Genomic DNA, 24,954 nt, shown 5'->3' on the forward strand with positions numbered 1-24,954 from the left:
CGCCCGTGACGGACCCCGGACTGGCCGACCTGGCCCGCGCCGCCCTGTCGGCGCTGCGGGCGGACGCCGTCCTCGTCGTCGACGAGCGCGGTCACGGACCCCGCGTCGTGCTCGACGAGGGCGCCTCCGGATCCGGCCTGTGCCCGGGCGAGGTGCTCCCCGGCCTCCCCGCCACCGCGGGCGACGCGGTCGTGGACAACGGGCGGAGCCGGTCCGGGCGTGCGGTGCGCTCGACGTCGCTGGGGGACGACGCCGGCCGCCGGATCGGGACGCTGCACGTCCTGCACGACGTCGACGTCACACCACCCGAGCGGCTGCACGCCCACGTCCGCGCGTTCGCCCGGCACCTCGGTGTGATCCTCCAGCGGCGGCCGCGGCGGGCCCCGGACCGGACGCACGTCCTGCCGTGGGACGACGACGACGGGCTGTCCACGACCCTCGACGACGTCACCGCGCTGGTCTCCGACGTCGTCCGGCCCCTGGTCGGCGCAGCCGCCGTGGGGATCACGCTCTGGGACCCCGACCGTCAGGTGCTGCGCGCCCTGCCCGGGGCGTTCGGGGTGGGTGACGGGGCACTCGCCGCGTCGGTCACCGGACCGGTCACGAACCTGCTCAGCACCGGGTCCCGGGTGTTCGCGACCGGCCAGCCCTATCTGAGCAACGATGCCGTCCGCGACCCCGGCGTCCTGCAGCCCTACGCCGAGGTCTTCCGCATCCACCGCATCCTCTCGGTCCCGCTGACGCTGCCCCGTCGGCGCATCGGCGTGCTGCACCTGGTCAACAAGACGGACGACTTCACCGTCGCCGACATCGCGTGCGTCGAGGAGGTGGCCCCCCAGATCGCGGTCGCCGTCGACCTCGCCCGCTCGGTCGGCCGGATGGCCGCCCAGCAGCGTCTGGAGGCGATCCTCACCGCCACCGCCGTCGCGGTCGCCTCCGGGCGTCAGGTCGAGGACTGCCTGGTCCCGGCGTTCGACCGGTTCGTCGAGGTCACCGGCGCGTCGACGGTGGCGCTCGTCCCGCTGACCGCGGACCCGCTCCTGCGCCGCGGCGGCCCGCCGGCGCCCGACATCGAGGAACGCCTGCTCCGCGACGCCCGGGCGCTGGCCGCGACGTCCACCGGCGCGTTCCCGCGGCGGGCCGGGGACCCGGGCTGGGCCGCACTGCACGCACCGGTCACGTTCGACGGCGCCCGGGCGGCGACGCTGTCGGTGCTGCGCCGCAACGGCGAGCCGTTCTCCCCCGAGGAGTCCGACGTCGTGGTTCGCCTGGCCGGCCTCGTCGCGCTGGCCTGGACCACCGAGCGCTACCAGCACCAGCTCGCCGAGATCGCCCGGCTGCGGGAGCGGGAGCGGATCGCCGACGGCCTGCACGACCGCGTCGCCCAGATCCTGTTCGCCGCGCAGCTGGGCATCGACACGGTCCTGGAGTCCTCGCCGCAGGGCCCGTCCACGGAACGCATCGTCGAGGTCCGGGATCTGCTCGTGCACGGCGACGCGGCGATCCGGGACGTGATCCACCGGCTCTCGAACGAGCCCGACGCCTCCCCGGCCCGCCGGATCCGGCTCGAGGTCGAGTCGGTCGAGGACGAGTTCGGCGTGGCCGTCCGCGTCGAGATACCGGATCCCGACGCCCTGGCCACGCTCCCCCGCCCGGTCGCCGACGCCGTGGTCAAGATCGTCCGCGAGGGTACCGTCAACGCCGCGAAGCACGCCGGGCCCTGCCGGATCGGCCTCGACGTCCGGACCGAACGCACCGATGCCGACGATCACCGGCTCGTCGTCACCGTCGTCGACGACGGGCTCGGGGCGGGCCTCGACGGTGTCCCGGGCCGGGGCCTGACGTCGCTGTGCCGCACCGTCGACGACGCGGGCGGCACGCTCGTGCGGACCCGAGCGGGCGACGGGTTCGGGACCCGGCTCGTCGCCACGTTCCCGCTCTGAGGCCGGTCCACGGCGACTCCGCCACCAGGCCATCCGCGCGAACGTGTGAGACGCTGATCTCCCTTCGAGTCCGCCCGTGTCCCCGGTGGCCCGCGATCGAGCGAGCCGGGTAGCCATGCGTGCCGACCGTGCACACCGCAGGAGCGACGCCCCGTGCGTCCACGCGCTGTGCTCGCACGCCCCGGTGGGATCGCTCGAGTTCATCGGGGCGCTGCTGCGCCCCGACCTCGTACCCGGGTCAGGAGCACCACCATGTCCGTCCACATCTGCGACCGCTGCGGCGACGTCACCGTCGACGCCGAGCGGTGCCACTGCATGATCGCGGCCGCCGCGCCCGCGCCCGCGGCCGCCCTCCGCCGGCCCCCGGCCGGGGTGGCCCCGGTCCGGCCCGGTCCCCGGCTGCAGCCGGCACCCCACTCCGACGCCGCGCCACCCAGGCCCGTCCCGGCGCGGCGCAGGACCCTGGCGGTCCGGCTGCACACCCCCCTCCCGAGGGTCACCGTCGCGCAGATCTCGGGGACCCTCGAGGAGTCGACCGCGGCAGTGCTGTCGGAGAAGGTGACCGCGCTGTTCGGCCGGGCCGTGCACATCGTCGTCGACCTGACCGGGACCGCGACCCTGACCCACGGCGGGGTGCGCGTGCTGCTCGGCCTGCACCGGGAGGCGACCGGGCGCGGCACCCAGCTCCATCTCACGCGGCCGTCGGCGTCGGCCGGCGGGACCGGGCGCAAGCTGCTCGACCGGCTCGCGACCGATCGGCTGATCCGGCTCGCCCCTTCGGCCGATGCCGTCCTCTCCGCACTGTCGGGCGGCCCGAGCCGGACGAGCGCGACCTCGTGACGGCCGGCGCCGCGCCGCGGGCGTCGCCGGTGACCGGGGAGGCCGGGGCGGATCCGTCCGCAGCAGCTCCGGACCCGTCCGATCCGGACGGCCCGCGGCACGACGGCCACCGGCGGACCCCGTTCGACCCGGCTCCGCACCGCGCCCGGTGGCGGCACCCGTCCCGGTTCCGACCGCCCGTCGATGATCACCCGCCACCCCCCTGACCCGGCTCACGATCGGCTACGCTGAGTTGCCACGCGATCCGGACCCCTGTCGCGTGCCGGGCTTCGTCGAGCCCGTTCCGCACCACGGGGGTTCCCATGACGTCACGGCACGCCGCCGCCGGCGCGTCCCCGCAGCACCGGGACCGTCGTCATGACTGAACCCGGCGCGGTGACCCGGTCGCTGCTGGCGATCCCCGGCAACGGGACCGACAGCTCGACCTGGGCCGGTCAAATCTGCGCGGCCTGCATCGACGGTCTCGACATCGACGGCGCCGCGTTGTCGGTGCTCAGCGGCAGCACGGCGCGGCGCACCCTGTGTGCGAGCGGACCGGTCGCCGAACGCCTCGAGGAGCTGCAGTTCTCCCTCAACGAAGGGGTCTGCATGGAGGCCGCCGCGACCGGCCGGCCGGTGCTGGTCCCCGACCTGCGGGAGGCCACCGAGGCGGCGCGGTGGCCGTTGTTCGCCGCGGCGGTCGCCGAACGGACCACCGTGACCGCCCTGTTCGCGCTGCCCCTGCAGTGCGGAGTGATCAACCTCGGTGTCATCGACCTGCACCGCAACCGTGCGGGCGCCCTGAGCCCCCAGCAGCAGCGCGACGCGCTCGACGCCACCGAGACCGCGACCGAGCTGATGCTCGGCATGCACGGCGCACCGCGGCCCCCCGCCGGTGGCCCGGCACCGCAGTGGCTCGACACACCCGCCGGGTCCCGCACCGAGGTCCACCAGGCGACCGGTGTCGTGCTCGCCCAGCTCGGGATCAGCGCCGTCGACGCGCTGGCCCGTCTGCGCGGCTACGCCTTCGCCCACGACCGGCTGATGGGCGACGTCGCCCGCGACGTCATCGACCGACGACTGGCCTTCACCGACGACATGAGCTGACGCGGTCCGCGCAGCGACACCACCCACACGACACGACCCAGGAACGGCCCGCACCGGCGGGTCCACCGAAGGAGGAGATCACCGTGCCCGAGCGAGAGCACCAGGTGAACCAGGCGTTCGTCACCCTCGCCGACAGCCTGGTCGACGACTACGACATCATCGATCTGCTGGACCAGCTCGTGGCCCACTGCGTGTCGCTGCTGGCCGCCGAGTCCGCCGGCATCGTCCTGGGCGACGCCCGGGGCCAGCTCCGGGCCGTCGCGGCGTCCAGCGAGGCCGCCCAGGCGATGGAGCTGCTGCAGGTGCAGGCCGACCAGGGCCCCTGCCTGGACAGCTTCAGCACCGCCACCGCGATCAGCGTCCCGGACATCGGGCAGGCCGCCGACCGGTGGCCGCGCGTCGTCGACGTCCTCACCCGGGCGGGGTTCGCCGGATCGGTGCACGCGATCCCCCTGCGGCTGCGGGGTCAGGCCATCGGCGCGCTGAACCTGTTCCACCGCAGCCCCGGGCCCCTGCCCGAACGCGACCTCGCCCTCGGGCAGGCCCTCGCCGACGTGGCCACGATCGGCATCCTGTCCGAGCGGGCCATCCGCCGCGGCGAGGTGGTCACCGAGCAGCTCCAGACCGCGCTCGACAGCCGGGTGGTCATCGAGCAGGCCAAGGGGGTGCTCTCCCAGCAGCTCGACGCGGGCATGGACGTGGCGTTCGAGCGGCTGCGCCGGTACTCGCGGAACAACAACCTGCGCCTGAGCGAGGTGGCCCGTCAGGTCGTCGCCGGGGAGCTCGCCACGGGCGACATCGCACCGGAGGCCACGGGCGACATCGCACCGGAGTCCGTCTCCCCGGAGGCTGTCGGCCGGCAGAACGCCCGCGCCGACCCGTCGTCCTGCGTCCGCCGCTGAGCGGTCGCGCGACGACGGGCCGGCGCTCTCAGACGGACCCGTCCTCGTCGACGAAGATCGCCGACTCCGGGCAGGCGACGGCACCGGCGCGGGCGGAGGCCTCCAGCTCCGGTGGGACGTCGACGTGCTTGCCGACGAGGGCGTTGTACCCCTCGTCGTCGAGGTCGTAGACGTCCGGCGCGACCGCGGCGCACTGCCCGTGCGCCGCGCACAGCGCCGGGTCGACGAAGTACCTCACGCGCCCGAGCCCTCCTTCGCACCCGGGGTGAACTCGACCGGCAGCGTCTCCATGTCGCGGGTGACGGTGCTGTGGCTGAACAGGGGCTCCTGACCGGAGGCCATGTGCAGGTCGGGCAGACGGCGCAGCATCTCCTCCATCGCCGTCAGCGCCTGCAGGCGGGCCAGGTGCGAGCCGATGCAGCGGTGCGGGCCGTAGCCGAACGCGATGTTGGTCGGGATCTTGCGGGTGATGTCGATCTCGTGCGGGTCGGAGAAGTGGCGGGGGTCGCGGGCGGCCGCGGCGTAGGACAGCATGACCATCTCCCCCTTCTTGATCGTCTGGCCGGCGACCTCGGTGTCCTTGGTCGCGGTCCGTCCCAGCGACAGGATCGAGGCGTAGACCCGGATGACCTCCTCCACCGCGCCCGGGCGCAGCGACGGGTCGTCGGCGAGGCGCTTCGCGTCCTCGGGGTGCGTGGCCAGGAAGTGCGCGATGCCCGAGAGCAGGAACGTCGTGGTGGCCAGGCCACCGGCCAGCATGTCGACCATGATGAAGATCTTGTGGTTCCACGGCGCCGGCTCGCCGTCGTCGGTCTCGACACCCTTGAGGACGGCGTCGACGAAGTCACCGCGCTCCGGCTCGTTCTGCCGCTGCTTGAGGTAGCCGTCGAGGTAGGCGCCGACCTTGTTCCAGCCGTCGCCACGCTCGGCCACCGGGCCACGCACCGCCTGGTCGGCGGCGGCCTGCAGGTAGGGCAGATCCTCCAGCGGCACCCCCAGCATCGTCGAGAAGAACACCCGGCCCGGGAGGTGCGCGGCGAAGGCGTCCACCCAATCGCAGCTGCCGTGGTCGATGAACTGGTCGATCAGCTCGTTGGCGTTGGCCCGGATGCTCTCCTTGTTGCCGCGGATAGCGCGCGGGCTGAAGAACTCGCCCAGGTGCGAGCGCCACCGGGTCTGGTACGGCGGGTCGATCTCCAACGGGTAGAGCCGCGCGTCGTCGGTGCCGCTGCGGGTGGGCTCGTAGCCGTTGGTGTTGGTCCAGGTCTGCCAGTCCTGCCCGATGGCGCGGACGTCGTCGAACCCGCTCACCACCCAGTAGCCTCCCTGCGCCTCGCTGCGCGCGACCGGGCATCCCTGGTGCACGGCCGAGACGACCTCGTCGAAGTTCTGCGAGAACTCGGTCGAGTCGAGGTCGAAGTCGGTGAAGTGGTTCCGTCCACCGATCTCTCCGGACACGGTCATGGCATCTCCTCGTGGGTGTGGTGGGGCGTGCGTTCTAGATGCGTGTGGCGGCGGTGCCGCTCTGGGCGGGGTCGCCCGCCACGGCACCGGAGGCGAGCAGCTCGTCGCGGCGCTCGGCGTCGTAGCCGAGCTCGGCGAGCACCTCGGTGGTGTGCTCGCCCAGGCGCGGGGCGGGTCGCTGCCATGCCAGCGGCTCCCCGTCGGCGAGCCAGGGCAGGCGGACGAGCGGGACGTCGTCGGAGTCGACGAACGTGCCGCGCTCGGCGGCGATGTCGGTCTGCACGGCCTCCTCCAGGCCGAACACCTTCCCCGCCGGAACGCCCGCGGCACTCAGGCGCTCGATCCAGGTCTCGGTGGGCTCGCGCAGCGTGATCGCGGTGATCGTGATCTCGAGCGCGTCCTTGTTCCGGGTCCGGTCGGCGACGGTCGCGAAGCGCTCCTCGTCGATCAGCCCGGGAGCGCCGAGCGCGCGGGCCGCGGCCTCCCACAGCTTCTGGCTCGGCGCGGCCAGCAGCAGGTAGCCGTCGGCGGCCTCGTAGCACTGGTACGGCGCGGCGATCGGGTTGCCGGAGCCCGCGCGGCGGGGCCGCTGCCCGGTCACGCGTGCGCTGGTGGCCTGGTAGGCGACGAGGGAGAACGCGGTGTCGACGAGCGAGGTCTCCAGGGTCCCGACGTCCTGGCCCTTCGCACGCGCCAGCAGCGCGCCGAGGACGCCCATCGCGACCCACTGCCCGGTGCCGAGGTCGACGACCGACGGCGCGCAGCGGGTGGGCGGCGCGTCGTCGTGCCCGGTCATCTCCATGATCCCGCTGAACGCCTGGACCAGCGGGTCGTAACCGGGGCGGCCGCGCCCCACCGGGCCGGTGCCGAACGCGTTGACGTCGTAGTAGAGGACGTCGGGGTTCTGTGCCAGCGCCGCCTCGCGCCCGATGCCGAGCCGGTCGGCCACCCCGGGGCGCATGCTCTGCAGCACCACGTCGGACCGCGCGATGATCGCCAGCGCGACCTCGACGCCGTCGGGCGACTTCAGGTCGATCACGACGCCGCGCTTGCCCGCGCCGACGTAGCGGTGCACGACGCTGACCCCGGCGGCCTGCGAGGCGTAGTGCCGCGAGTCGTCACCGGCCGGCGGTTCGACCTTGATCACGTCGGCCCCGAGCTGCGCCAGGATCATCGAGCCGAACGGGCCTGCGATGTTCGCGCAGAAGTCGACGATCCGGACACCGCGCAGCGGCAGGAAACTCATCGAGGCGTCCCCTTCCCGGCACGCCCGCTCCGGTGCACCGTCTGTGATCCAGTACACACGGTGTGATCGGGCGACCGCGACTGTCGGTTCCGCTAGTTGGTCTTCGTCTCCGGCGGTACCTAGGCTCGAACGGCCGGTGGTGGGCGAACGGGGAAGGCGGCGGCCGCGTGACCGAGTGGACCTTCGCCGACGTCTGGGAGGCGGCCGCGGACGCCGTGCCCGGCGGGACCGCCCAGGTCCACGGCGACCGGCGCGACACCTGGTCGGTCTTCGACCGGCGTGCCGACGGGGTCGCCGCGACCCTCCTCGACGCCGGGCTGAGCCGTCAGGACTCCGTCGCGCTCGCCCTCTACAACGGCACCGAGTACCTCGAGTCGGCGTTCGGTGCGTTCAAGGCCGGGCTGGTCCCGGTGAACACGAACTACCGCTACGGCCCCGACGAGCTCACCTACCTCTGGGACGACGCGGACGCGAGCGCCGTCGTGTTCCACGGGGCGCTGACCGACACCGTCGCGCAGGTCCGCGACCGGCTCCCGGGGGTGCGGCTGTGGCTGCACGCCGACGACGCGACGACACCGTGCCCGGACTGGGCCGTGCCCTACGAGCAGGCGGCGGCCTCGGCGGGCGGGCGCGTCCGTGCCCCGTGGGGCCGTTCCGGCGACGACCTGCTCCTGATCTACACCGGCGGGACGACCGGGCGTCCCAAGGGCGTGATGTGGCGCCAGCACGACATGTACCGCGTCTCCGACGTCGCCCGCGACCCCGACACCGCCGACCTGGCGCACGTCCGTTCGCGGATCACGGCGTCGCAGAACCGTCCGGTCGGGCTGCCCGGGTCGCCCCTGATGCACGGCACCGGGTTCGTCTTCGCCGGGACGGTGCTGTCCCGCGGCGGCACCGTCGTCACCGCGACCTCACGGCGCCTGGACGTCCCCGAGCTACTGGACCTGATCACCGGAGAGCGGGTCTCGGCGCTGTGCATCGTCGGCGACGCGTTCTGCCGGCCGATCCTCGACACGCTGCGGGAGCACCCCGGGCGCTGGGACCTGACGAGCCTGACCGCGGTGTCGTCGTCGGGGATGATGTGGTCGCCGGCGAACAAGGACGCCCTGCTGGAGTACGCGCCCGACGCGCTGCTGGTCGACATGCTCTCCAGCAGCGAGGCCAGCGGGATGGGGCGCTCGGTCGTCTCGGCGCGCAAGCGCGCGTCGGCGTCCCGGTTCCGGCTCGGCGAGAACTCCTTCGTGATCGACGAGAACGACGTGCCGGTGGTGCCGGGGTCCGGGCAGGTCGGGCGGGTCGCGGTGCGCGGCATCCTGCCGCTGGGCTACCACAAGGACCCGGTCAAGACCGCCGCCACCTTCCCGGTGATCGACGGCGTGCGGTGCTCGGTGCCCGGAGACTTCGCCACCGTCGAGGCCGACGGGTCGGTGACCCTGCTCGGCCGCGGTTCGACCAGCATCAACACCGGTGGCGAGAAGGTGTTCCCGGAGGAGGTCGAGGAGGCCCTGAAGTCCCACCCGGACGTCGTCGACGCCCTGGTGGTCGGTGTACCGGACGAGCGTTTCGGCTCGGCGGTGGCCGCACTGGTGCAGACCCGCGACGACGTCGACACCGGCGTGCTGGTGGAGCACGTGCGCAGCCGCCTGGCCGGATACAAGGCACCCCGGCACGTGCTGGTGGTCGACGACGTCGGCCGGGGCCCCAACGGCAAGGCCGACTACGTTGCGGCCAGGACCCGGATCGAGGCGTGGCTCGCCGCGCCCGCGACCATCCCCGAGCGCTGAGGAGCGGCCGATGACCCCGATCCTGTTCGAGAAGGGCGACGGTATCGCCCGCGTCACCCTGAACCGCCCGGAGAAGCGCAACGCGCTGACCCCGGAGATGGTCGTGCGGCTGGCAGCGATCTGGGACGAGGTCGCCGACGACGACGAGGTCCGGGTCGTGCTGGTGACCGGCGCCGGGGAGAAGGCGTTCTGCTCCGGCGGTGACCTCGGCGCGCTGATCCCGATCATGATGCGCACCCGTGAGCCGGCCGACGAGTGGGAGGAGCGCCTCGCCGCCCGCCGCTCACTGCTGCACGCGGCGCTGCTGCGCAACGACACGTTCTTCAAACCGGTGGTCGCCGCCGTCAACGGGCCGGCCGCGGCCGGGGGCACCGAGTTCCTGCTCTCGACCGACATCCGGGTCGCCGCGACGCACGCGACGTTCACGCTCACCGAGGTCCGCCGGGGTCTGATCGCCGGCGGCGGCTCGCTGGCCCGGCTGACCCGGCAGCTCTCGTGGGCCGACGCGATGGAGGTCGCGCTCGTCGCCGAGCCGATCGACGCCGGGCACGCGCTACGGATCGGCCTGGTCAACCGGGTGGTCGCCCCGGAGGACCTGCTCGCCACGGCCGAGGGCATGGCCCGCTCGATCTGCCTCGGGGCGCCGGTCGCGCTGGCCAAGAGCAAGGAGGCGATGATCCGTTCCAACGGCCGTCCGCTCGACGAGGCGTTCGCGATCGAGACCGAGTGCGTCGTCGCCAACGCGCGCACCGAGGACGCCCGTGAGGGGCCCCGCGCGTTCATGGAGAAGCGCGAACCCGTCTTCCGGGGGCGATGAGATGACGATTCTGACCGGGGTCCGCGTCGTGGAGATGGGGCTGTGGGTCGCCGGGCCCGCCGCCGGCGGGGTGCTCGCCGACTGGGGCGCCGAGGTGATCAAGATCGAGCCGCCGAGGGGCGACCCGATGCGGGGCCTGTTCGGTGCGCTGTCGGGCTCGCAGGAGACGCGGTGCCCGCCGTTCGACCTCTACAACCGCGGCAAACGCAGCGTGTCGGTCGACGTCAACACCGAGCAGGGCCGCGACCTCGTCGAACAGATCATCGGCGACGCCGACGTGTTCGTGACGAACATGCGCCCGGCGTTCCTGGAGCGGGTCGGGCTCGACCACGAGCGACTCCTGGCCCGGTTCCCGCGCCTGGTCTACGCCAGCCTCACCGGCTACGGCCTGGAGGGGCCCGACCGCGACGCCCCCGGGTTCGACGTGGCCGCGTTCTCCGCGCGCGGCGGCGTCGCGGACCGCTCGACGCCTCCGGGCGATGCGCCCACCACCCTGGCCGGGGGCATGGGTGACACCGTCACCGGCGTCACCACCGTCGCCGCGATCCTGGCCGCCCTGCTCTACCGGGAGCGGACCGGGGAGGGCCAGCTGGTGGAGACGTCTCTGCTGCGCTCGGGCGCCTACTCGATCGGCATGGAGCTCTCGACCCGCCTCACGCTGGGCAAGCTCGCTCCCCCGCCGAGCCGGGTGAAGCCCCAGAACCCGCTGATGAACTCCTACGCCGGCAAGGGCGGCGAGTGGTTCTGGCTGATGGGCGCCGAGGCCGAGCGGCACTGGCCCGGCATCCGTGCGGCCCTGGACGACGAGCGCCTCGACGACGAGCGGTTCTCCACCCCGCGCGGCCGTCGCAAGGCCGCGGGTGACTTCGTCGCGATCCTGGACGAGATCTTCGCGAGCCGGACACGCGAGGAGTGGGCGCAGCGCTTCGAGGAGAACGAGGTGTGGTGGACGCCGGTGAACTCCGCCGCCGACGTCCTCACCGACCCGCAGGCGCACGCGGCCGGGGTGTTCGTCGACGTCCCGGTCGCCGGCAGCGGGAGCGACACGATCAGCTCCCTCGCCACCCCGGTGACGTTCGGAGCCGGGGCCGGCCCGACCGCCGCACCTCCGGCGATCGGCGACGACACCGACGCCGTCCTGCGCGACCTCGGCATCTCCGACGCCGAGCTCGACCGGCTGCACTCCGAGAAGATCGTGCACAGCCCGGAGCCGCCCGACGAGCAGCCCTGACCGCCGCACTCGTGGGGCTTTCGTGCCGCGACACCGCACGACAGCTCCACGAGTGGTCAGCGGAAGGCGCCGCCGTCGACGTCGACGCGGCGGCCGCACCACTCCTCGGTCTCCATGGCGGCCGTCACGTCCGGGTCCTCGCAGCGGGCCATGGTGCGGCGGCCGTCGGGCAGGTCCAGGACGGCGACGCCGCGGTCGGGCTTGCCGGGGATGTGGAGCACCGTGTACCCCGCGACGACGGCGGAGCCGGTGTACTCGTCGACCACCTCGACCTCGCTTCCGCTCTCCCGGGCCTGCGCGGTGACGTCGAGGCTCGCGAACGGCCGTGACGGCGGGGCCGACGACCAGATCGCGGCCGCCTGCTTCGTCATCAGCCCGGACACACAGCTGACCAGACCGGTCCCGCCGTCGGCGCGGATCTGCTCGGCCATCCGGCACGTCGCCTGCAGGACGTAGTTGTTGTACGGCCCGCCCGCCCACGGCATCCCGCCGGTGACCGTCAGCGCGCGCTCCTCGGAGACCCCCAGTGCGTCGGCGAACATCTCGACCGCCACCGGGAAGCAGCTGTAGAGGTCGACCAGGTCCAGGTCGTCGGCGCTCGAGCCGGCGTGGTCGAGCACCGCGGCGGCGACGGCGCGGGCACCCGGCGAGTCGCCGAGATCGGCGCGGCGGCACACGTTCACCATGTGGTTGGACTCCGCAGCGACGACCGGGAAGACCCACCTCTCGCGCGGCACCCCGATCTCCTCGGCGACCCCGGCCGAGCACAGCAGCAGTGCCCCGGCCTGGTCGACGCTCCACGAGCTGGTGTGCGAGCGGGTGTAGGGGAACGCCATCATCGGGTTCGACGGCCCGGCGTCGCGGATCTCGGCGGGCGCGGCGGAGCGGGGGCGCCAGGCGTCCGGGTTGCCGGTGGCGACCTCGGAGAAGCGGCTGTACATCGCCGCGATCCGGTCGCGGGACTCGTCGAGGCCCAGGCCGTGACGGGCCCGGAACCCGGCCTCCAGCACGGCGTAGTAGCCGACGGCGCGCGACAGCCCGGCCGTCGCCTCCACGGGGAGACGCAGCTCCGCGTCCGGGGTGCGGTGCACGTCGGGCACGCCGTCGTCCGCGGTCTCGGACGCCTCGGTGCCGGCCCGCGCGGCCTGACGGATCCGGTGCCCCGCCTCGCCGCCGACGACCGCGGCCACCGCGATCTCGCCGTCGGCGATCTTCTGTGCGCACTCGGAGATCAACGACTGCTGCAGGACGCCGACCTCGGCCAGGACCGTCGTGGCCCCGGGGGCGAGCAGGCGGCCGGGGTCGCCGTAGTCCCACCGCCCGTGCGGCACCGCGATGTGCTCGATGCGGCCCAGCAGGTCCCCGTGCCCCCCGCGTGACGGGGCCCCGGCGTCACGCCCGGCGGTGTCGAGCGCGCGGCGCATCAGCTCCAGCGGCTCCGCGGCGTCGGTGTGGTCCTCGCACTTCTGCGACGCCGTGCCCACCCCGACGAGCACCGGGGTCGTGGGTCCGACCGGCCCGCTCACGCGGGGCTCCCGGACCGCGACGGCTGCTGCTCCACCGTGATCGTCAACTGCCCCGTCCTCGTTGCACCGCTGCAGGTCCGGGCTCCCGCGCCGGAGTGTTGATCGAGGCTGGCACCGGGCCGTCGGCGGAGTCAAGGCCGGGCGCGGGGCCACACCGGCGCCGACCCCGGCCGGATCCGCACCCCTGCCGTCGATGCGCACCTGCCGCAGAGGGTGCGGACCGGCGCACCGGATGCGGACTCCGGTCAGGCGACCGGCTCGGGGACTCTCGCGCGGGCCGCCACGGAGGCCCGGCCCAGTGCCGTGATCACGTACCCGAGCCCGACGAAACCCAGCGCGAGGAGGCCGATGTTGCCGACGACCGCGGCCGTGCCGACCGAGTCCGGGTCGAGGAAGTAGTACGGCGCCCGCCGTCCGGCCTCGTTGAGCACGGCCAGCGCGAGCCCCAGGTAGGCCACCGGGTAGGCGAGCCAGGCGATCGGCTGCCACCACCGGACGTCGCCCTGGCTGCGGCCCACCAGCAGCCAGTCGGTCAACGCCAGCACCGGCATCACGACGTGCAGCAGGACGTTCGCCGGGGTGTAGCCCATGCTCTGGTCGGTCAGGAACACGTTCCACACCAGACCCGCGACGACGACGTAGAGCACCACGGCACCGCGCAGACCGGGCCGCGCGTCGGCCCGGGCGGAGAACAGGGACCACGCGTAGAACACCGCCGCCAGCACGTTGACCTGGTAGGTGAACGTGGTCAGCCGCCACAGCACCCCCGACCGCGACGTCGTCTCGACCAGCAGGAGCGCCAGAAGCACCGCGGCCACGATCACCACCCGCAGGACCCCGCGCAGCCTCGGCCTGCCGGCGGCGCCGGTCACGTCGTTCATGTCAGGTGCAACTCCCCGGCACGTGATCGGGTTCCCGATCGTTCCGGCGATCACAGTCGGTACGTCCGATTTTCGGATAACGATCGCTCTTGTCATAGCGATCGCTCGCGGAGCACACTCGGGCCGTGCCCCGGATGACCCGCGCCGAGTCGAAGGCCCGGACGCGTACCGCGCTGCTCGACGCGGCGGAGCGGATCGTCGCGCGCAAGGGCTACGCCGGCGCCGGGGTCGACGAGATCGCCGCCGAGGCGGGCTACTCGGTCGGCGCGCTCTACTCGAACTTCCGTAACAAGGAGGAGCTGCTGGTCGCCCTCGTCGCGGACCGGGCGAACGACCACGTCACCGACACGGCCGAGGTGCTCGCCGACGGCGCGGACGCCGACCGGATGCCGGCACTGAACCGCCGGCTCGCCCGCGTGGCCGACTCCGAGGACCTGACCCTGCTGCAGTCGGAGCTGTGGGCCTACGCCGTGCGCAATCCCGACGTCCGCGACCGGATCGCCGCGCAGCTGCGCGGCCCGCACGACGCCGTGTCCGCCCTGCTCGGCGAGCAGCGCGCCCGCGACGACGAGCGCTGGGCGGCGGGCGACGACGAGATCGCCACCGTGGTGCTCGCCCTGTTCGGCGGTCTGGTGCGCCAGCGCCGCCTCGACCCCGCCAGCGTCCCCGACGACCTGTACGGACGCGCCCTGACCTGGCTGTTCGACGGCCTCTCCCGATCCGAGGAGCCCCTGTGACCACCACCGACGCACCCGATCTCGCCACGCTGTTCTCCCCCGAGCACCGCGCCGACCCCTACCCCGCCTACCGCCGGTGGCGGGAGAACACCCCGATCGCCGAGCTCGCGCCCGGGTTCCTCGTGCTCAGCTCGCACGAGGCCTGCTCGGAGGTGCTGCGCAACCCGGCGTTCGGCCACGCCGAGCCCGGGGACGACGTCCCGGGCCCGCTGGGCGGCGGCCGTCCCCGCGGGGGCGACACCTCGCTGCTCGACGACCAGGGCCGTCCCGTCATCTCGTTCCTGGGCCTGAACCCGCCGGACCACACCCGGCTGCGACGGCTGGTGTCCAAGGCGTTCACCGCGCGCACCGTCGCCGGGCTGGTCCCGCGCGTGGAGGAGATCACCGCCGAGCTGCTCGACGCCGCGCTCGACGCCGGCGAGGTCGACCTGCTCGGCGCCCTGGCCGAGCCGCTGCCGGTGCGGGTGATCAGCGAGATGCTCGGCGTTCCGGCGTCCGACCACGCCCGCTTCGCCGCCTGGTCGCACGCCATGGCCCGCGGCACCGACCCGGCGTTCCTGCTCTCCGACGAGACCCTGGCCGCCGTCTCGACCGCCCGCGAGGAGTACAGCGAGTACTTCCGCGATCTCGCCGCCCGGCGCCGCGCGGATCCCGGGGACGACCTGCTCTCCGCCCTGGTCGGGGTCTCCGACGCCGGGGACACGCTCACCGAGAACGAGCTGCTGGTGACCTGCATCCTGTTGCTCACCGCGGGCCACGAGACGACGGTCAACCTGATCGGCAACGGCACCCTGGCCCTGCTGCGCAACCCGGAGCAGCTCGCGGCTCTGCGCGACGACGCGGACGTCGCCGAGCCGGCCGTGGAGGAGCTGCTGCGTTACGACTCCCCGGTCCAGCTCACCGTCCGCCAGGCGCTGGAGGACACCACGATCGGCGACGTCCCCGCCGCACGCGGCACGGTCGCCCTGCTCCTGGTGGGGGCGGCGAACCGGGACCCGTCCGCGCACGAGGACCCGGACCGCCTCGATGTGACCCGCCCGCCGTCGCGTCACCTGGCGTTCGGCCAGGGCATCCACTTCTGCCTGGGCGCCGCTGGCCCGGGCCGAGGGCCGCACCGCCCTGCGCGAGCTGGCCCGCCGGGCACCCGACCTGCGCGCCGCCGGTGACCCGGTGTGGAAGGAGAACATCACCCTCCGAGGCCTGGCGAGCCTGCCGGTCGCCCTGCGCTGACGGGGACGGCCGGGCCCGCGGCGGCACGGCGCAGGGCCCGGTAGAGGACCGGGACCTCGCCGAGCCTCCTCCGCAGGGCACGTTCCAGCCCGGCGATCGGGTAGAGGTTCTGCGGGGCGCGGGAGTCCTTGTACTCGACGGAGGCGTAGCGCGGCAGGACCGCCTGCGACAGCGTCGCCATCGTGATCGCGTCCGCCGCGGGCAGCTCGGCCCCGCACTCGACGCGGACCACCCCGGCCCACGGGGCGCCCGGCGCGCAGGGCAGGCGCAGGTACCAGGTGTAGCGCGACCAGGACGTCCCGACGCGGAACACCGGCGTCCGCTCCCCCGCCCGCAGCCGCGACACCACGGCGCCGAGAGGCGCGGGCAGGTACTCGCTGCGGTGGCTCTTCACGAACCCCAGCACCCGGGGCAGGTGCTGGCGCCCGCGCAGCGGCCCGTCGACCACCAGCAGGTCGGACCCGCCGGGCAGCGCGTCACGCGCGGTGCCCGCCGCGACCAGCTCCACCTCGGCCAGCTCACGCTGCAGGGCCAGCGAGAGCACCTGCATCGGGGCGGTGTCGGCCCGCTCGGCGGTGACGCTCGCGCGGTACCGCCCGGCCGTGGTGACCACGTCCTCGGCGTCGGCCCGGGTGGTGACCAGCGCCCGGCGGACGAGCGACGTGCTCAGGTGTGCGACCTCGCCCGCGCGGCAGCACACGACTCCCGCCGCGTACGAGGCGCACAACGCCGGCGAGGCGACGCCGTCCGGCTCGTCTACCCAGATCTGGGCGTCCACCCGCCGGACCCCGTCGACGAACAGCACCGTCTCCGGCAGCACGACGCCGGAACCGTGGCCGACCGGGGCCCACGCCGCCTCCGGGACCTCCACCGCGACGTCGATCTCGGCACTCGACGGCTCGGCGCCGGTCTCCGTGCCGGGTTCGACGTCCAGGCTGGTGCCGTAGGTCGGGTCCCACGGGTCGACGGCGAACCTCACGCGCCCTCCCGGACCACGCTCGACGTGCGCTGGTCGCGGCTCAGCGAGAACCGGACCGGGATCCGCTCGGCCAGCGCGGGCACGTGCGTGATCACCCCGACCATCCGGTCGCCGCGCACGGCCAGGTTCTCCAGCGCGCTCGCGACGATCTCCAGGTTCGCCTCGTCGAGCGTGCCGAAGCCCTCGTCGAGGAAGATCGACTCCAGCGTCGGGGCGCCGTGGGCGGCCAGCCCGGACAGCTGCGCCGACAGGGCGAGCGCGAGCGCCAGGGACGCCTGGAACGTCTCCCCGCCGGACAGCGTCTTCACCGGGCGGCGGGCGTCGGCGTCGGCGTGGTCGACGACGAGGAATTCGCCCTTGTCGTGGGTCAGCTCGAACTGCCCGCCGGACAGGTCCGCCAGGCTCGCCGAGGCGTCGACGACGAGCGCGTCCAGCGCGGAGGCGACCAGCCAGCGTGGGAAGTTGTTGGAACGCAGCTGGTCCCCGAGCAGCTTCGCGACCTCGCGGGACTCCTGGGCCTGCGCCCGGTCGGCGACCAGTCCGGCGGCGGCCTCCCGGCGTTCGACGACGCGGGCGCGGGCGGCGCGGGCGCTCTCCAGCGCCGTGGCGACCGCCGCGGGCGCGGTGCGGGCCGGTTCCGGTCCGGCGCTCACGTCGTGGGTGCGCAGGTCCTCGACCAGCCGCTCCTGCAACGAGTCCCGGTGCGTGCGGGCGTGGTCGGTGGCGTCGTGGGCGTCGGCCAGCGACCGCTCCCGGGCCGTCGTCTCGCGCGTCGCCCAGGTCGTCAGGGCCTTTCCGGCGGCGGCCGGCTCGTCGCCGTCCAGCGCCGGCGCGCCGAGCGCCACGAGCGGGTCGCGGGTGGCGCGCAGCGCGTCCCAGGCCTGCTGGACCTCCCGTTCTCCCGCCCGCGCGTCCTCCTCGGCCGTCCGCAGCGCGGTGCGGGCGGCACGCAGCGCCACGTCGGCTTCCCGGGCGGAGGCGTCCAGCGCGTCGATCCGGGCCAGCTCGGCGGCGGCCTGGGTGTCGGTGGGCTCGCCGTCGAGCGAGGTCCGCAGCTCGCCGGCGCGGCGTTGCGCCGTCGCGAGCGCACCGGCCGCCTCCTGCTCGGCGCGGGCGGCGGCGGTCTCGTCGCGCCGGCGTGCGGTGGCGGCGTGGTCGGCGTCGGCGAACGCCTGCTCGGCCGCGGCGCGGTCGCGTTCCGCGGCCTCGGTGGCGGCTTGCGCCGGGCCGGCCTCCTTCTCCCGGCGAGCGGCCTCCGACTTCGCCCAGGCGACGAGGGCCCGCCATCCGGCCGCGACGTCGTCGGTGTCGACACCGGGGGCGCCGAACGGGACCAGCGGGTCACGTGCCGTTCCGAGCTGCGCGGCCGCGGCTGCGGTGTCGGTGCGGACCGACTCCACGACGCCGGCGGCGGCGTCCCGTTCCCTCCGTGCGGTGCGGGCCGCGGTGGCGGCGTCGTCCACGTCGCGGGCGAGCCGGTCGATCCCGGCCAGCGTCTCCTCGACGCCGTCGGGGTCCGGCAGCCCGGCCAGTGCGGCCTCCAGGCGCGCCACCGCGGCGGTGGCCCGCTCGACCTCGGCGACGGCGGTGGCGCGGGCGGTGTCGGCGGCGGTCTTCGCCGACCGGGCCCGCTCGTACACCTCGTCGGCCGCGTCGACGGCGTGCCGGGCTCCGTCGAGGTCGGCGCCGGGCAGCGGCGGCGGGAGCGTGGCGACGGTCTGCGCGCAGACCGGGCAGTCCTCCCCGACCGCCAGGGCCGGGCGCAGCACCGCGGCCTGGTTGGTGCGTTCGATGCCGGACTGCTCGGCCCGCGCCGCGTCGAGGTGGTCGCGGGCGTCGGCCAGCGCTCCGCCGGCGACCGCGGCCTCCCGTTCGGCGGCGGTCAGGCGGGCGTCGGCGGCGTCGCGCTCGGTGCGGGCGGCGGCCAGCTCGTGGTGGTCGCGGCGGGCCTGCTCCAGCGGGGCGCGGTCCGGTGCGGCCGCGGCGGCGTCGCGCGCCGCGGTCTCCGCCTCCTCGGCGGCGGTCACCGCCCGGGTGGCCTCGTCGAGCCCCACGGTGGCGGCGGTCCTCCGGCGGTCGAGCTCGTCCAGGCCGCCGGGGGCGGACGGTGTGCGCAGTGCCCGGATCTCGGTGGTGAGGCGGCGGAGGGTCTCCTGCGCCGTGGTGAGGGCGTCGCCGGCGGCGTCGCGGGCGGTGCGCGCGGTGTCCACGGCCGTGCGGGCGGCCTCGGCGTCGGTGGCCGCCCGCGCGGCCCCGGTACCGGCCTCGTCGTGACGTGTCACCAGCGCCGGTAGCTTCGCGTCGAAGACGGCCAGCTCGGCGTGGTCGCGGCGGACCCGCTCCAGGCGTCCGCGCTCCGGCGCCGCGGCGTCGCGGGCCTCGCGGGCGGCGAGGTCGTCCCGCTCGGCCGCGTCGGCCTGCTCGCGCGCCGTCGCCGCCGCCCGGGCCGAGGAGTGACGGCGCAGGCCCAGCGCCGCGAGACCGTCGGGCACCTGCAGCGCGGCCAGGAGGTCGCGTTCGCCGCGCAGCCGGGTCACGGTCGTCTCGGCCGCGGCGAGGTCGGTGTCCGCAGCGCTCAGCTCGGGAAGGGCCTTCTCGACACGGGACGCCAGGTCCTCCAGCGCGGTCACGCGGACGGTCGCGGCCTGCTCGGCGTCGTCGGTGGCGTCGGCGTAGCGCTCGAGCTGCTCGCCGAGCAGGTCCGCCCGCTGCCCGGCGATCTTCGAGTCCTCGTTGGCGCGGCGCATGATCTGTTCGTAGACGTCGAGGCCGAGGATGCGTTCGAGCTTCTTCTGACGGTCGTTCGGCGCCGCGTGCAGGAAGTCGGCGAAGTCGCCCTGGGGCAGCACCACGCAGGTGCAGAAGTCCTCGAACGGGAGCCCGAGCAGGGCCTCCACCTGCTTGGACACGGTCGCCGCACCGTCCGCGACCGGCTCGGTCGCCGACTCCGGGCCGCCGTCGCTCTCAGGGTTGACGAGCCGCTCCAGCCGCGCACCCTTGACCGTGACGTTGCCGGTGGAGGCGGTGCGGCGCAGCTCCCGGGCCACGACGTAGCGGGTGCCGGCGAGGTCGAAGACCAGGCTGACGGTGCCGCGCCCGGCCGTCGGGGCCAGCGCGAGGCCGACCGTGCGCCGGTCGTCCCAGCGGGGCACCGAGCCGTAGAGCGCGAACGTCATCGCGTCGATCACCGTGGACTTGCCGGAGCCGGTCGGCCCGACGAGCACGAAGTAGTCGGCGCCCCGGAAGTCGACGACGGTGGGCTCGCGGAACGAGGCGAAGCCGTCCATCCGCAGCAGGACCGGGCGCATCAGGCGCCGCCCGTCACGTCGTCGTGCAGGCGGGCGAAGAGCTTCTCCACCCGGGGGTCGGCGATGCTGCGGCTGCGCAGGTACTCGCCGAACAGCTCCGACGGGTGCCGCTCCGGCCCCGACGCCGGGCGCGACACCGTCACCGGCGCCGCGAACTCCGGGTCGATCCGCACTTCGAGGGCGTTCGGCAGCAGCCCGCTCACCTCCTCGCGCAGCCCGGCCCGGGCCTGCTCGCACACGAGGACGCGCAGGTAGTCGTCACCGACCTCGCCGGCCATCGCCGCCAGCTCGGCGACCGAGCCGCGCACGGTACGCAGCCGCCGCCCGGACGTGATCGGCACGTCGGTGACCTTGGCCGGGACCCCGGGTCTCGCGTCGACGATGCACACCACCGGCGTGTTCTCCTGCTCGCCGAAGTCCACGGCCAGCGGGGCTCCGCTGTAGTGCACCGGGCAGGCGGCCGGCATCTGCTGGCGGCGGTGCAGGTGCCCGAGCGCGACGTAGTGCGCCTCGACCGGGAAGATCGTCGCCGGGACGGCGTACTCGAAGATCGACTGCGCGGCCCGCTCCCCGCCGCCGAACGCCCCGTCCAGGACGGTCAGATGGGCCATCACGAGGTTGACGGTGTCGTCGCCGAACCCCGCGGTCAGCGCGCCCAGGATGTCGCGCAGCTGCTGGTCGTAGCTACTGGTGTTCTCCCCCGGCGTGCGGGTCACCAGGTCCGCGGCCTTCACCGCGTAGCGCTGAGACAGGAACGGCAGCACCGCGACCCGGGCCCGCTCCCCGGTCGAGCGTGCCGTGATCTCGACCAGCCCGCCCTTCTCGGCCGGACGGGCGGAGCCGACGAGCGTGATGTCCGCGGCGTTCGCCAGCGGCCGGTAGGCGTCCAGGGTCGGGCCGTGGTCGTGGTTGCCGGCGATCGCGACGACCGGTGTGCCGCCCCGCGCCAGCCCGAGCAGGGTGCGCATGACCAGGGTCTGCGCCGCCGCCGACGGGGCCGCCGTGTCGTAGAGGTCCCCGGCGACGAGGACGGCGTCGACCTCCTGCTCGCGCGCGACCGCGACGATCTCGCGCAGGACCTGTTCCTGCTCCTCGAGCCGGCTGCGGCCCTTCAGCGTCTTGCCGACGTGCCAGTCGGCGGTGTGCAGGATCCTCATCAGAAGGGTGCGTCGTCGTCCTCGGTCGTGGTGGGCAGGTGGGCGAACGGGTCGCGGCGGGCTGTCGCGCTCCCCCGGCCGTTCGTGGAGGCGACGACGGGCTCGTCACCGGCCTCGGACAGCCGCGTCGCCCACGCCGGGAACGGGAACTCCACGGCCAGTGGCACCGGGATCTCCGGCTGCGAGACGAACATGGCGCCGGGCTTGGCCAGCACCGCCCGCGCCCGCTGCGACGGCGGCAGGAACCCGTACTCCGGGCGTCCGGCCTCGGCCGGGTCCAGCCGCCCGACGACCTTGATCGACGAGTTCGACACGATCCGGCGTTCCACCTCGCTCGCCGTCTGCTGGGCGCCGATCAGGATGATCCCCAGCGACCGGCCGCGTTCGGCGATGTCGAGCAGCACCTCCTTGATCGGGCTGGATCCCTCCCGCGGCGCGTACTTGTTCAGCTCGTCGATCATCGTGAACAGCAGGCCGCCGGTGCCGGCCGTCTCCTTGCGCGCGGTCTCCGCGGCCAGCACGACACCGACGACGAAGCGTTGCGCCCGCTCCGGGAGGTTGTGCAGGTCGACGACGGTGACCTGCTGTCCCTCGGTGCCGACCTTGCGGCCCGCCACCTCGGCGAGGTCGCCGCGCAGCAGCGTCCGCAGGGGCTTGAGGCTCGACCGCAGGCGGCGCAGGAACGCGTTGATCGTCCCGGTGCCGGTCACGGGGCCCGCCCAGTCGCGGCGCTCGTCCTCGTCGTTGAGCTTGTCGGAGACGAACTCGACGAGCTGGGCGTAGGTCCGGATCGTGCGCCCGCCGAGCTGGACCGCGCCCTGGTCGACCTCGACGGCCTCGCGCTTGAGCTGCGCGGCGACCTGGTGGATGACCATCGTGTACTGGTTGCGCTCGTCCTCGGCGTCGGCGAACGCGTACGGCAGCAGCTCGCCGCGGCAGAACTCCGCGAGGGTCCACCAGAACGGGGTGACGCCGCTGGTGCGGCCCGTGACGTGCGGGCGCCCGGACGGGTCGTCGGGCATCGGCGGCGCGAAGAACCCGGCCGACGAGAACGGCTCCGCGGGCAGGCCCAACGTCCGGTACTTCTCGCGCTGCTTGTCGTCGAGACGGGTGTTGGCGCGGTCGAGGAACAGCAGGTCCTCGCCCTTGACGCTGAACACCAGCGCCTTCGCGTTCACCGACCGCCGTCCGAGCACGCCGCTGTGGAAGATCGAGTAGAGCAGGAACAGCGCGAAGCTGGTCTTGGTCGCGACGCCGGAGATGCCACTGATCGACACGTGCCCGCCGCGGGTGCCGTCCAGGAACTCCAGGTTCACCAGGATCGGCTCGCCGTCGCGGCCCAGCCCGACCGCGACCGTCGACTCCATCTGGTCGAAGTACAGCGCCGAGGAACGCTCGTCGCCGGTGGCGCGCCGGGCCGGGGACCCGGGCGTCGGGGGCACGTAGCACTCCGGCTCGACCCGGGTCGTGGTGATCTCGGCGATCTCCTGGACCTGCGCGGGCAGCACCCCGTCGGCGATGAGGAAGACGTCGGAGCCGTAGGTGGCGCCCTCGTGCCGTGCGCGGATCTCGGTGACGACGCCGGACGTGGTCACCTCACCGACGCCGGGGACCGGGCGCCGGGTGACGACGACGTCGTCGAGCTGCAGGTACTGCCCCGGCGCGAGACCGACGGAGAACAACAGCGGTGTGGAGTCCTCGGTGCCGGCGACGAGCCCGACCGGCTCCTGGTCCGCCATGTACTGCTCCTCACCGTCGTCGGGCTCCGACGGTAGTGCGCGCCCCCGACAGTCCGGCACCGGCCCCGGCCGGGCCACCTACCGGCCCGACCCGATCCGCACCCCCTCCGTCGATCCGCACCGGCTGCAGGAGGTGCGGATCGCGGGCAGGGGTGCGGATCGGCGCCGCGAGCCGGAGGTCAGGTCGCCCTGTGGGCGGCGTCGAGGAAGGACCGGACCAGCGACGGGTCGGCGTAGTAGGGGTCGGTTCCCTGACGGCGGCTGTACTCGTAGAGGACGGCGAGCTTGAACAGCACCATCGTCGTGTACCAGCCCAGCCCGGACAGGTCCCGGCCCGTCGCGGCGGCGTAGCGGGCCGCGAGCTCGTCGCGGGCGGGCCAGCCGTCCTCCAGCACCGCGGTGGCCATCTCCGCGGTCGGGACGAGCGGCTCCCCCGGCTGCGGGTACGACGCGAGCAGGTAGGCCACGTCGAGGAGCGGGTCACCGACGGTGGCCAGCTCCCAGTCCAGGACGGCGGCCACCCGGCCGGGCGCGGACGGGGCGATCACTAGGTTGCCGAGCCGGAAGTCGTTGTGCACGATCGCCGCGCCGGACTCGGACGGGACGTGGCGTTCCAGCCAGGCGTCGACGTCGGCGAACCCGTCCGGCAGCGCGCCGTCGGGCCCGGCGACGAGACGTCGCATCCGCTTCAGGTGCCGCGCGTTGAAGCCCTCCGGACGTCCGGCTTCCCCGAGGCCCACCCCCGCCCGGTCGACCGCGTGCAGCGCGGCCAGGGTGTCGACCATCGACTCGCCGATCCCGCGGCGCACCGACGACGACGCCAACGCCTCCGGCGTGGCGGTGGTGACGACCGGCCCGTCGACGAACGTCATGACGTAGCAGGGAACGTCGAACAGATCACCGGCCTCCGCGGTGGCGAGGACACGGGGCACGGGGACGCCGCTGCCGGCCAGTGCGTGGACGAACATCGCCTCGCGCAGGACGTCGTGTGCGCCCGGAGGGGTCGGCGGCGGGGGTGGACGCCGGACGACGACGGCGCGCGTCCCGTCCGAGACGAGGTAGGTGAGGTTGGAGTGCCCGTCGCCGATCGGACGCGCCGTCACCGGACCGTCGACGAGTCCGCGCGTGCGCAGGAAGGCGCCGAGCCGGTCGCGGTCGACGGCCGCGGTCACCCTCCCGCCTCGATCAGATGCTGCAGGTAGCTCGACGGCCAGTGCGTCTCGAACTGCGCGGCGCCGGGTTCGCCGTCGATCGTGGCGTGGCAGGCGGCCTCCCAGATCTCGGTCTCCGAGCGCGCGTTGGTCGGCAGCTTGACCAGCGCGTAGCGGTCAAGGACCAGGCGGGTGCGGGCGCCGTCGACGGTGACCACGTCCGCGTCGAGATGCCGCTGGGTCATGTCGTCGTCGTAGGTGGCCCTGCTCTCGACGTGCGAGATCGGGACGGTGACGCCGTCGGTGAGGACGTAGCCGGCGAAGCCCCACTCTCCCTTGGCGATCCAGATCCAGGCGTTCACGGCCCGCCCGGAGTCGGTGTAGGCGACGATCCACTTCCAGTGGTGCGGGACCGCCCAGTTCCGCGCGCCCCACGAGTGGTCGCGGTGCGCGATCCGCCGGTCCCACTCGACGCGACGGTCCCCGACCTGCAGGAACCCGCTGACGCGACCGGTCTGCTCCATCCGGTTCTCCGCGAACCAGGACGGCAGCCCGTCCGGGTTGGAGCGGAAGCTGAACGCGTCGTGGATGCCCTCGAAGGAGTACTCGACCTCGACGTCGCCGCGGGAGTAGCGCACCTCGGCGGTGCGCTGGAACTCCGGCTGGCGCACGTGCAGACCCTCGAACGTGAAGTCGTCGAGATCGGCGGAGTCCTCCACCGTGCCGCCGCCCAGCTCCAGCGCCAGCGGCTCCTCGCCGGGACCCCAGACGGCGACGTTGTAGCCGGTCCGGCCACGGTCGGTGAGGTAGACGTAGATCTGCAGGCCGAGCTGCTCGTCCGGCATGATCATTTCCCAGAAGAGGCTGTCGCGCATCTTCTTCCCCGGCACCGGGCGGTGGCGCAGGTCGTCCTTCGGCGAGAAGGCCATC

Annotated in this window: 20 protein-coding genes; 9 read left to right on the top strand and 11 right to left on the bottom strand. The window is 74.1% G+C overall.

What is annotated here, in order from left to right; translation table 11 throughout:
* Window positions 1-5 precede the first annotated feature (5 nt).
* The 4 genes from EV383_RS17775 to EV383_RS17790 all read left to right on the top strand — a co-directional run bounded on the left by EV383_RS17775 (window position 6) and on the right by EV383_RS17790 (window position 4,771).
* Window positions 6-1,943, top strand: a complete 1,938-nt coding sequence (locus EV383_RS17775; RefSeq protein ID WP_165438387.1) for a GAF domain-containing protein — start codon at window positions 6-8, stop codon at window positions 1,941-1,943.
* 252 nt (window positions 1,944-2,195) lie between these two features.
* Window positions 2,196-2,783: an STAS domain-containing protein gene (locus EV383_RS17780; protein WP_130290951.1), complete on the top strand. Its 588-nt coding sequence runs from the start codon at window positions 2,196-2,198 to the stop codon at window positions 2,781-2,783.
* Between the two features lie 357 nt (window positions 2,784-3,140).
* Entirely contained in the window at window positions 3,141-3,869 is a 729-nt protein-coding gene (locus tag EV383_RS17785; RefSeq protein ID WP_130290952.1) for a GAF and ANTAR domain-containing protein, read from the top strand.
* Between the two features lie 83 nt (window positions 3,870-3,952).
* A complete protein-coding gene (locus tag EV383_RS17790) occupies window positions 3,953-4,771 on the top strand; it encodes a GAF and ANTAR domain-containing protein (protein WP_130290953.1) in 819 nt (272 codons plus the stop codon).
* 28 nt (window positions 4,772-4,799) lie between these two features.
* Here EV383_RS17790 and EV383_RS17795 read toward each other — a convergent pair whose 3' ends face one another.
* Genes EV383_RS17795 through EV383_RS17805 form a run of 3 tightly spaced genes read right to left on the bottom strand, consistent with a single transcriptional unit; the run spans window position 4,800 to window position 7,481 of the window.
* A complete protein-coding gene (locus tag EV383_RS17795) occupies window positions 4,800-5,009 on the bottom strand; it encodes a ferredoxin (RefSeq protein ID WP_130290954.1) in 210 nt (69 codons plus the stop codon).
* Window positions 5,006-6,235 carry a cytochrome P450 gene (locus tag EV383_RS17800; RefSeq protein ID WP_130290955.1) on the bottom strand — a complete coding sequence of 410 codons (1,230 nt, stop codon included), beginning with the start codon at window positions 6,233-6,235 and terminating at the stop codon, window positions 5,006-5,008. The genes EV383_RS17795 and EV383_RS17800 overlap by 4 nt, the downstream gene beginning before the upstream one ends.
* 34 nt (window positions 6,236-6,269) lie before the next feature.
* The gene (locus tag EV383_RS17805; protein ID WP_130290956.1) at window positions 6,270-7,481 is read right to left on the bottom strand and encodes a CaiB/BaiF CoA transferase family protein; all 1,212 of its coding nucleotides are present in this window, start codon (window positions 7,479-7,481) and stop codon (window positions 6,270-6,272) included.
* A gap of 167 nt (window positions 7,482-7,648) precedes the next feature.
* Between EV383_RS17805 and EV383_RS17810 the strand changes: the two genes are divergently transcribed.
* The 3 genes from EV383_RS17810 to EV383_RS17820 are packed head-to-tail and all read left to right on the top strand — an operon-like array spanning window position 7,649 to window position 11,316.
* Window positions 7,649-9,268 (top strand): AMP-binding protein, encoded by a 1,620-nt coding sequence (locus tag EV383_RS17810; protein WP_130290957.1) that lies wholly within the window; start codon window positions 7,649-7,651, stop codon window positions 9,266-9,268.
* Between the two features lie 10 nt (window positions 9,269-9,278).
* Window positions 9,279-10,085, top strand: a complete 807-nt coding sequence (locus EV383_RS17815; RefSeq protein ID WP_130290958.1) for an enoyl-CoA hydratase/isomerase family protein — start codon at window positions 9,279-9,281, stop codon at window positions 10,083-10,085.
* 1 nt (window position 10,086) lies between these two features.
* The gene (locus EV383_RS17820; RefSeq protein ID WP_130290959.1) at window positions 10,087-11,316 is read left to right on the top strand and encodes a CaiB/BaiF CoA transferase family protein; all 1,230 of its coding nucleotides are present in this window, start codon (window positions 10,087-10,089) and stop codon (window positions 11,314-11,316) included.
* A 56-nt stretch (window positions 11,317-11,372) separates the two neighbouring features.
* On the opposite strand, the gene EV383_RS17825 is transcribed toward EV383_RS17820, so the two are convergent.
* Window positions 11,373-12,842 carry an acetyl-CoA acetyltransferase gene (locus EV383_RS17825; protein WP_130290960.1) on the bottom strand — a complete coding sequence of 490 codons (1,470 nt, stop codon included), beginning with the start codon at window positions 12,840-12,842 and terminating at the stop codon, window positions 11,373-11,375.
* 245 nt (window positions 12,843-13,087) lie between these two features.
* Complete coding sequence (locus tag EV383_RS17830; protein ID WP_130290961.1) at window positions 13,088-13,723, bottom strand: Pr6Pr family membrane protein; 636 nt, start codon at window positions 13,721-13,723, stop codon at window positions 13,088-13,090.
* A gap of 134 nt (window positions 13,724-13,857) precedes the next feature.
* On the opposite strand from EV383_RS17830, the gene EV383_RS17835 reads away from it, so the two are divergent.
* Window positions 13,858-14,460, top strand: a complete 603-nt coding sequence (locus tag EV383_RS17835; protein WP_130294646.1) for a TetR/AcrR family transcriptional regulator — start codon at window positions 13,858-13,860, stop codon at window positions 14,458-14,460.
* Entirely contained in the window at window positions 14,457-15,626 is a 1,170-nt protein-coding gene (locus EV383_RS17840) for a cytochrome P450 (RefSeq protein ID WP_242623170.1), read from the top strand. Before EV383_RS17835 ends, EV383_RS17840 begins: the two co-directional genes overlap by 4 nt.
* Window positions 15,627-15,646: 20 nt before the next feature.
* Here EV383_RS17840 and EV383_RS17845 read toward each other — a convergent pair whose 3' ends face one another.
* The 6 genes from EV383_RS17845 to EV383_RS17870 form a co-directional block, all read right to left on the bottom strand.
* Window positions 15,647-16,669 carry a hypothetical protein gene (locus EV383_RS17845; RefSeq protein WP_130290962.1) on the bottom strand — a complete coding sequence of 341 codons (1,023 nt, stop codon included), beginning with the start codon at window positions 16,667-16,669 and terminating at the stop codon, window positions 15,647-15,649.
* Window positions 16,666-19,977: an AAA family ATPase gene (locus tag EV383_RS17850; RefSeq protein WP_130290963.1), complete on the bottom strand. Its 3,312-nt coding sequence runs from the start codon at window positions 19,975-19,977 to the stop codon at window positions 16,666-16,668. The genes EV383_RS17845 and EV383_RS17850 overlap by 4 nt, the downstream gene beginning before the upstream one ends.
* Window positions 19,977-21,134 carry a metallophosphoesterase family protein gene (locus EV383_RS17855; RefSeq protein WP_130290964.1) on the bottom strand — a complete coding sequence of 386 codons (1,158 nt, stop codon included), beginning with the start codon at window positions 21,132-21,134 and terminating at the stop codon, window positions 19,977-19,979. Before EV383_RS17855 ends, EV383_RS17850 begins: the two co-directional genes overlap by 1 nt.
* Complete coding sequence (locus EV383_RS17860; protein ID WP_130290965.1) at window positions 21,134-22,873, bottom strand: ATP-binding protein; 1,740 nt, start codon at window positions 22,871-22,873, stop codon at window positions 21,134-21,136. Before EV383_RS17860 ends, EV383_RS17855 begins: the two co-directional genes overlap by 1 nt.
* A gap of 179 nt (window positions 22,874-23,052) precedes the next feature.
* Window positions 23,053-24,045: a phosphotransferase family protein gene (locus EV383_RS17865; protein ID WP_130290966.1), complete on the bottom strand. Its 993-nt coding sequence runs from the start codon at window positions 24,043-24,045 to the stop codon at window positions 23,053-23,055.
* Window positions 24,042-24,953, bottom strand: coding sequence for a DUF7064 domain-containing protein (locus EV383_RS17870; RefSeq protein ID WP_130290967.1), 912 nt, complete (start codon window positions 24,951-24,953; stop codon window positions 24,042-24,044). Before EV383_RS17870 ends, EV383_RS17865 begins: the two co-directional genes overlap by 4 nt.
* Between the last annotated feature and the right edge of the window lies 1 nt (window position 24,954).

The sequence above is a fragment of the Pseudonocardia sediminis genome, assembly GCF_004217185.1.
GTDB classification, from domain to species: Bacteria; Actinomycetota; Actinomycetes; order Mycobacteriales; family Pseudonocardiaceae; genus Pseudonocardia; species Pseudonocardia sediminis.

Excerpts from the sequence above, each read along its gene's own strand:
- EV383_RS17780 (WP_130290951.1), top strand. The coding sequence starts at position 2,196 with ATGTCCGTCCACATCTGCGACCGCTGCGGCGACGTCACCGTCGACGCC.
- EV383_RS17785 (WP_130290952.1), top strand. The coding sequence starts at position 3,141 with ATGACTGAACCCGGCGCGGTGACCCGGTCGCTGCTGGCGATCCCCGGC.
- EV383_RS17800 (WP_130290955.1), bottom strand. The coding sequence starts at position 6,235 with ATGACCGTGTCCGGAGAGATCGGTGGACGGAACCACTTCACCGACTTC.
- EV383_RS17855 (WP_130290964.1), bottom strand. The coding sequence starts at position 21,134 with ATGAGGATCCTGCACACCGCCGACTGGCACGTCGGCAAGACGCTGAAG.
- EV383_RS17805 (WP_130290956.1), bottom strand. The coding sequence starts at position 7,481 with ATGAGTTTCCTGCCGCTGCGCGGTGTCCGGATCGTCGACTTCTGCGCG.
- EV383_RS17835 (WP_130294646.1), top strand. The coding sequence starts at position 13,858 with ATGACCCGCGCCGAGTCGAAGGCCCGGACGCGTACCGCGCTGCTCGAC.
- EV383_RS17870 (WP_130290967.1), bottom strand. The coding sequence starts at position 24,953 with ATGGCCTTCTCGCCGAAGGACGACCTGCGCCACCGCCCGGTGCCGGGG.
- EV383_RS17820 (WP_130290959.1), top strand. The coding sequence starts at position 10,087 with ATGACGATTCTGACCGGGGTCCGCGTCGTGGAGATGGGGCTGTGGGTC.
- EV383_RS17850 (WP_130290963.1), bottom strand. The coding sequence starts at position 19,977 with ATGCGCCCGGTCCTGCTGCGGATGGACGGCTTCGCCTCGTTCCGCGAG.
- EV383_RS17815 (WP_130290958.1), top strand. The coding sequence starts at position 9,279 with ATGACCCCGATCCTGTTCGAGAAGGGCGACGGTATCGCCCGCGTCACC.
- EV383_RS17860 (WP_130290965.1), bottom strand. The coding sequence starts at position 22,873 with ATGGCGGACCAGGAGCCGGTCGGGCTCGTCGCCGGCACCGAGGACTCC.
- EV383_RS17830 (WP_130290961.1), bottom strand. The coding sequence starts at position 13,723 with ATGAACGACGTGACCGGCGCCGCCGGCAGGCCGAGGCTGCGCGGGGTC.